General features: G+C 61.7%; 7 protein-coding genes and 2 pseudogenes. 7 read left to right on the top strand and 2 right to left on the bottom strand.

Annotated elements, in window-relative coordinates; translation table 11 throughout:
- The 6 genes and pseudogenes from G3436_RS21265 to G3436_RS21240 all read left to right on the top strand — a co-directional run.
- Positions 1-374: pseudogene (locus G3436_RS21265) on the top strand ((4Fe-4S)-binding protein); the annotation flags it as partial.
- Entirely contained in the window at positions 358-1,341 is a 984-nt protein-coding gene (locus G3436_RS21260) for an RnfABCDGE type electron transport complex subunit D (protein ID WP_420801236.1), read from the top strand. The pseudogene G3436_RS21265 and the gene G3436_RS21260, both read left to right, overlap by 17 nt.
- Positions 1,338-1,955 carry an RnfABCDGE type electron transport complex subunit G gene (locus tag G3436_RS21255; protein WP_163949136.1) on the top strand — a complete coding sequence of 206 codons (618 nt, stop codon included), beginning with the start codon at positions 1,338-1,340 and terminating at the stop codon, positions 1,953-1,955. The genes G3436_RS21260 and G3436_RS21255 overlap by 4 nt, the downstream gene beginning before the upstream one ends.
- Positions 1,948-2,469 (top strand): Rnf-Nqr domain containing protein, encoded by a 522-nt coding sequence (locus tag G3436_RS21250; protein WP_163949134.1) that lies wholly within the window; start codon positions 1,948-1,950, stop codon positions 2,467-2,469. Before G3436_RS21255 ends, G3436_RS21250 begins: the two co-directional genes overlap by 8 nt.
- Positions 2,470-2,473: 4 nt before the next feature.
- Positions 2,474-3,112: an endonuclease III gene (gene nth / locus G3436_RS21245; RefSeq protein WP_163949132.1), complete on the top strand. Its 639-nt coding sequence runs from the start codon at positions 2,474-2,476 to the stop codon at positions 3,110-3,112.
- 104 nt (positions 3,113-3,216) lie between these two features.
- Positions 3,217-3,396 (top strand): PA3496 family putative envelope integrity protein, encoded by a 180-nt coding sequence (locus G3436_RS21240; RefSeq protein WP_163949131.1) that lies wholly within the window; start codon positions 3,217-3,219, stop codon positions 3,394-3,396.
- Positions 3,397-3,459: 63 nt separating this feature from the next.
- Here G3436_RS21240 and G3436_RS21235 read toward each other — a convergent pair whose 3' ends face one another.
- A complete protein-coding gene (locus G3436_RS21235; protein ID WP_163949129.1) occupies positions 3,460-4,086 on the bottom strand; it encodes a response regulator transcription factor in 627 nt (208 codons plus the stop codon).
- Positions 4,087-4,553: 467 nt separating this feature from the next.
- Between G3436_RS21235 and G3436_RS27905 the strand changes: the two genes are divergently transcribed.
- Complete coding sequence (locus G3436_RS27905; protein WP_243667248.1) at positions 4,554-5,057, top strand: hypothetical protein; 504 nt, start codon at positions 4,554-4,556, stop codon at positions 5,055-5,057.
- Between the two features lie 53 nt (positions 5,058-5,110).
- Here G3436_RS27905 and G3436_RS21225 read toward each other — a convergent pair.
- Positions 5,111-6,327, bottom strand: a pseudogene (locus G3436_RS21225) (argininosuccinate synthase).
- Between the last annotated feature and the right edge of the window lie 167 nt (positions 6,328-6,494).

Here is a 6,494-nt window from a genome sequence, read left to right as displayed (position 1 = left end):
AGCACGCGCGGCGCCGCTTCGAGCTGCGCGCCAGCAGGCTGCAACGCGAAGAAGCGCGTAAACAGGCCGAGCGCCAGGCACGCAGCCAGCGCGCGCCCGCAAGCACCAGCACGCGTGCCCCCGGTGACGACCCGATCCAGGCCGCCATCGCCCGCGTGCAGGCACAAAAAGCCGCCGCCGCAGACGCGGCCCTGAAAAAAGCCAAGATTGCCGCCGCCATGAGCCGCGCCCAACTCAACAAGGCGCGTTGCGCGTTCGGCGATACGCCGAATGCGGCTCAGCAACTACAGCTGGCCGCGCTTGTGCAGGCACAGCAGCAGGCCCAGGACGAGCTGGCGTCACTGCAAGCGGTACGTGATGATGACCGCGCCTGATCCCGGCGAGCGCCTGCGCGCCAGCATGCGCCTGGTGTTGCTGGCCTGCCTGCCCGGCTTGCTGACACTGCTGTGGTTGCACGGCTGGGGCCTGCTGATCACGCTGTTGTTGACCACCAGCACAGCGCTGGCCAGCGAGGCATTGCTATTGCGCCTGCAGCGACGCCCGGTGGCTGCTGCGCTGAGTGACGGCAGTGCACTGCTCAGCGCCACGCTGCTGGCCATCGCCCTGCCAGCCTACTTGAGCGCATGGGTACCGGTGCTGGCCAGCGCCAGTGCCATGGCCCTGGGCAAACACCTGTATGGCGGCGTAGGCAAGAACCCGTTCAACCCGGCCATGCTCGGTTACGCGGTGGTATTGATTGCGTTCCCCACCCAGATGACGCAGTGGCCTGCAGCGCAACCGCTGGGCCTGGGCGCCAGCCTGCAGGCGGTGTTCGGTGCCGGCGCCAGCGTTGATGCCTGGTCCCAGGCCACCGTACTCGACGTACTGCGCAACAACCGCAGCCTGACCGTCGACGAACTGTTCAGCCACCACCCGGCGTTTGGCCAGTTCGCCGGCCAGGGCAGTGAATGGGCCAGCCTGGCTTTTCTCGGCGGCGGGTTGCTGTTGCTGCAGCGCAAGGTGTTCAGCTGGCACGCCCCCGTCGCCCTGTTGGGGGCACTGTTGTTGATCAGCCTGGTGTGCTGGAACGGCACCGGCTCGGACTCGAACGGCTCGCCAGTGTTTCACCTGCTGGCAGGCTCGACGCTGTTCGCCGCCTTCTTCATTGTCACCGAACCGGTCAGCGGCCCCAGGAGCGCCAGCGCACGCCTGCTGTTCGGGGCCGGGGTCGGCGTGCTGATCTACCTGATCCGTACCTGGGGCAACTACCCGGACGGTACGGCCTTTGCCGTACTGCTGATGAACCTTGGGGTGCCGGCACTCGAACGCTGGGCCGCCCGGCGCCATACGGAGCCGGCATGAACAGTACATCGCTGCGCAGCGTGCTGGGGCTATTGCTGCTGGCATGCGTGGCGCTGGGCGCGGCAATCGGCTGGCACCAGCTCAATGCCAGCCGCATCGGCCAGGCCGAACAGCAGCTCAAGGCCAGGACCTGGCTGAGCGTATTGCCGAGCGAGCGCTACGACAACCAGCCGTTGCAACAGCCGATCCTCCTGCGCGCTCCTGTGCTGGCCCACAGCACTCTGCTCGGTGGTTACCGTGCGACCCTGCAGGGCCACGCCAGCGCCGTGGTGCTGCACAGCCAGACGCAAGGCTACGCGGGCCCGCTGCAGTTGCTGGTTGCGATCGACCGCAATGGCCGCCTGCTGGCCACCCGCATACTGCGGCAACAGGAAACCCCCGGTTTGGGCGGCAAACTGGTCGAGCCCGGCAACAGCTGGCTGCAGCAGTTCGTCGGCCGCGCCTCCAGCGACACCTCCGATGCGGCCTGGGCACTCAAGCGCGACAATGGCCAGTTCGATCAGTTGGCCGGCGCCAGCGTGACTTCGCGCGCAGTGATCCAGGCCGTACAGGATGCACTACGCTACTTCGACGCCCATGCGCCTTACCTGCTGACAGGCACTGGCGATGAATAACCGCGTGCTGTTGAGTGTGAGCCTGGCGCCCCTGCTAGGGGCCAGCCAGAGCCTGCAGCAGGCGGCTGCAATGGCCGCCCTGAGCGTGTTGGGCCTGAGCCTGCATCGCCTGTGCATGACGCCGCTGCGCCATGCACTGCATGGTCTCGGCCTGGAATTGGCCAGCCTGCTGCTGGCCGCCACCCTGGTGACCTGCCTGGAGCTCAGCCTGCGTGCCTGGGCACTGGAGCCGTACACTGCCCTGGGCATCTACCCGGCGCTGATTGCGCTGCAATGCGTGCTGTTTGAGCATGCGCTGGGGCGCGACCAGGGCTGGCGCCCCGCCATGCTGTTGCTGGGCGCGCTCGGCGCGTTGCAGATATTGCTGGGGTTGTGCCGCGAACTGCTGGCCAGTGGCGGCCTGCAACTGGCTCAACTGGCACCTGGCGCACTGATCCTGCTGGGGCTGGCCCTGGCCCTTTTCAATCGGGTACAGCGCAAGCCCGCCCCCACTCGCCGTCAAGGAAGCCTCTGAACCCATGAATGCTGCCAAACGCCTGGAAATCTTTCGCAGGCTGCACGAAGACAACCCGGACCCGAAAACCGAACTGGCCTACACCACTCCGTTCGAGCTGCTGATTGCGGTGATCCTGTCGGCCCAATCGACCGACGTGGGGGTCAACAAGGCTACGGCCCGCCTGTACCCTGTGGCCAATACACCCCAGGCGATTTACCAGCTGGGCGTCGAAGGGCTGTCGAGCTACATCAAGACCATCGGCCTGTACAACAGCAAGGCCAAGAATGTGATCGAGACCTGTCGCCTGCTGGTCGAGCGACACGACGGGCAGGTACCGCAAACCCGCGAAGCACTCGAGGCCCTGCCTGGCGTCGGGCGCAAGACGGCCAATGTGGTACTCAACACCGCTTTCCGCCAACCGACCATGGCCGTGGACACGCATATTTTCCGGGTCAGCAACCGTACGCGAATCGCGCCAGGCAAGAGCGTGCTGGAGGTGGAGAAGGCGCTGATGAAATTTGTGCCCAAGGACTACCTGCTCGACGCCCACCACTGGCTGATCCTGCACGGGCGGTATGTCTGCCAGGCGCGCAAACCACGCTGTGGAAGTTGCCGCATCGAGGACCTGTGCGAGTACCCGCAGAAAACCTCTGACGATTGAGCAAATAGTGAAAACCCCCAAAGCCGATTGAAAAAATCTTTTTTACCGACTTTGAAAATGTCGTTATAAGGTGCGCCAATAGCCCTCTTGGCGTGGAGTGACTTATGAGCACCGATAACGAAGAGCTGGATATCGACGTCGAGCCCGACCAGACCGAAGACCAGGAAACCGAGGTGCAGCCCGAAGTGGCCAAAACCAACCTCAGCAAACGTCGCACCATCGACAACATGCTGGAAGAGCGGCGCTTGCAGAAACAACTGGCCGACTACGACTTCGACCTTTGATCGCTCGTGGATGCCGCCGGCAGGCGAGCCTCCACCACGGAGGCTCAGCGGCTTGAGGTTTGCCTAGACCAAGCCATTGCGTTGAGCCAGTTCGATCAGGTCCACCAGCGAACGGGCATTGAGCTTGAGCAGCAAGCGGGTTTTGTAGGTGCTGACGGTCTTGTTGCTGAGGAACATGCCATCGGCAATTTCCTTGTTGGTCTTGCCGCGGGCCAACTGCTGCAGCACCATCATTTCGCGACCCGACAGACGTTCGACCATATCGGCTTCACTGGAGCCGCCGAGGTTGGAGCGCACCGAGTGCAAGGCCTGGTTGGGAAAGTAGCTGTATCCGGACAGCACCGCCTTTATTGCACTGAGCAATTCGGTCAGGTCCTGCTGCTTGCACACATAACCGGCCGCGCCCGCCTGCATGCACCGCATGGAGAAATGCCCGGCAGCCTGGGAGGTCAGCACCAGCACCTTCAGAATGATACCGTTGGCGGTCAATCGAGCGATGACCTCCAGCCCATCGAGCTTGGGCATGCCGATATCCAGAATCACGATATCGGGCAAGTGTTCCTTGGCCAACTGCAGCGCATCCACGCCATTGTCGGTCTCCGCCACGACTTCATAGCCATGCCGTTCCATCAGCATGCGTACAGCCAGGCGAATGACCGGATGATCATCCACGATCAGCACTTTATTCATGGGCAAAATCCAATTTTCGCTGTTCGATTTTTTGAGCCCGCACAATAGCCTAGTCAACTGGCCTAGTGCATTGCAGCGTCCTTGCACAGTTGCAAGCCAAGACACAACCTACACAAATAGAAGATTATTCCTACAAAACTTCCCGGTAGTTTTCATGCGCTCGAAACATCTAACGGCTATATAAGCGGGCCAGGCACTCCAACAAACACTAACATTACCCCCTGGCACGGACTATATGACAACACGCCCTTTAATGAAGGAAATATCCGGATTATTGGCGCTGTACAAGTCTGTATCCCACACCGTTGATGTCAGCCCATTGCACGCGTGCCGAAACAGTTCCCCTGCATGATCCATCACCCCCTGAACAGCGCCGCAGCGGCCTGGCATAGTGAGCGAAAACAGTTGGCGGGCGAACCCGCCCCCCCCTACGCCGCACAAGCTCCCGCCGAGTAGAAGGCACGCATATGAGCAACGCCGAACCGAAAAGCCCGCTGACCATCATTGCCATCTTTGCCGGCATCATCGAGGCCTCGGCCCTGGCCTCATTGCCGTTTCTCGGCGAAGACAGCCAAAGTATCTACACCTGGTTTCTGGTCGGGTTCCCGCCCTTTCTGACGATACTGTTTTTCCTCACATTGAACTTCAACACCAAAAGTCTTTATCTTCAGGAAAATCAGGACAGTAATAACGGCGCCGTGGAAGAACTCAAACTTTTCGCCCATGACGATCAACGTGAAGTCAGTGCGCCTCTGGCAGCGCGCCTGCCCGATGCACGCCCTGCGGATCCGCCCCTTGCGTCAACCATCACCGTGAGCGGCGCACACGCCACACAACTGATCGATCATCTGGTGCGTCATGTCATCACGCACAACACTGCGCCGGGCAATCTGGTGTTGCAGAACCTGGACACGGGCACCCAGACCACCCTGACAACAGGCACCATCCCGTCGGCGCCGAAACAAAACTGAAGGCAAAAAAAACCCCGGCCATCAGGCCGGGGTCTGTGCGCTCAGGAGCAGCTTCACACCAGTGAACGGCCCTTGTTGGCGGCAATGCGCAGGCGCAGTGCATTGAGCTTGATGAAGCCAGCTGCGTCGGCCTGGTTGTAAGCGCCGCCATCTTCTTCGAAGGTGGCGATGTTGGCGTCGAACAGCGAGTCGTCTGACTGGCGACCGGTCACGATCACGTTGCCCTTGTACAGCTTCAGGCGAACCACACCGTTCACGTTGGCCTGCGAGGCGTCGATCATCTGTTGCAGCATCAGACGCTCAGGGCTCCACCAGTAGCCGGTGTAGATCAGGCTGGCGTACTTGGCCATCAGCTCGTCTTTGAGGTGAGCCACTTCGCGGTCCAGGGTGATCGATTCGATCGCACGGTGCGCGCGCAGCATGATGGTGCCGCCCGGGGTTTCGTAGCAACCACGGGACTTCATGCCTACATAGCGGTTCTCGACGATGTCCAGACGGCCGATACCGTTCTCGCCGCCAATGCGGTTGAGGGTGGCCAGCACGGTGGCCGGGGTCATCTCGACACCGTCCAGCGCAACCACGTCACCGTTGCGGTAAGTCAGTTCCAGGTAGGTCGCAACGTCTGGCGCGGCCTCTGGCGACTTGGTCCAGCGCCACATGTCTTCTTCGTGCTCGGTCCAGGTATCTTCCAGAACACCGCCTTCATAGGAGATATGCAGCAGGTTGGCGTCCATCGAGTACGGCGACTTCTTCTTGCCGTGGCGCTCGATCGGGATACCGTGCTTCTCGGCGTAGTCCATCAGCTTCTCGCGCGACAGCAGGTCCCACTCGCGCCATGGCGCGATGACCTTGACGCCCGGCTTGAGCGCGTAGGCGCCCAGCTCGAAACGCACCTGGTCGTTGCCCTTGCCGGTAGCGCCATGGGAAATGGCATCGGCACCGGTTTCATTGGCGATCTCGATCAGGCGCTTGGCAATCAGCGGGCGCGCAATGGAGGTACCCAACAGGTACTCACCTTCGTAAACGGTGTTGGCGCGGAACATCGGGAACACGAAATCGCGGACGAATTCTTCGCGCAGGTCATCGATGTAGATCTCTTTGACACCCATGGCCTGAGCCTTGGCGCGGGCGGTTCGACCTCCTCGCCCTGCCCCAGATCGGCGGTGAACGTCACCACTTCACAGTTGTAGGTATCTTGCAGCCACTTGAGAATCACCGAAGTATCAAGGCCGCCGGAATACGCCAGTACGACCTTTTTTACGTCCGCCATGCCATCACTCCACGGGGTTGTACGGAAAGCCGGTGATTCTACCGGCCTTACCGCAAAATTTACAGTGGGGCGACAGCTTGTGACGACAAAGCGACAGTAACTGTCGTCGGCGCGACGGATGGTCGCGCCGAACGATCAGGCCGTCGGCTTGCCCGCGCGGCAGCCGG

The sequence above is a fragment of the Pseudomonas brassicae genome (assembly GCF_010671725.1).
GTDB classification, from domain to species: Bacteria; Pseudomonadota; Gammaproteobacteria; order Pseudomonadales; family Pseudomonadaceae; genus Aquipseudomonas; species Aquipseudomonas brassicae.
The sequence above is the reverse complement of the archived record's forward strand: the minus strand, read 5'-3'. Positions and strand labels throughout refer to the sequence as shown.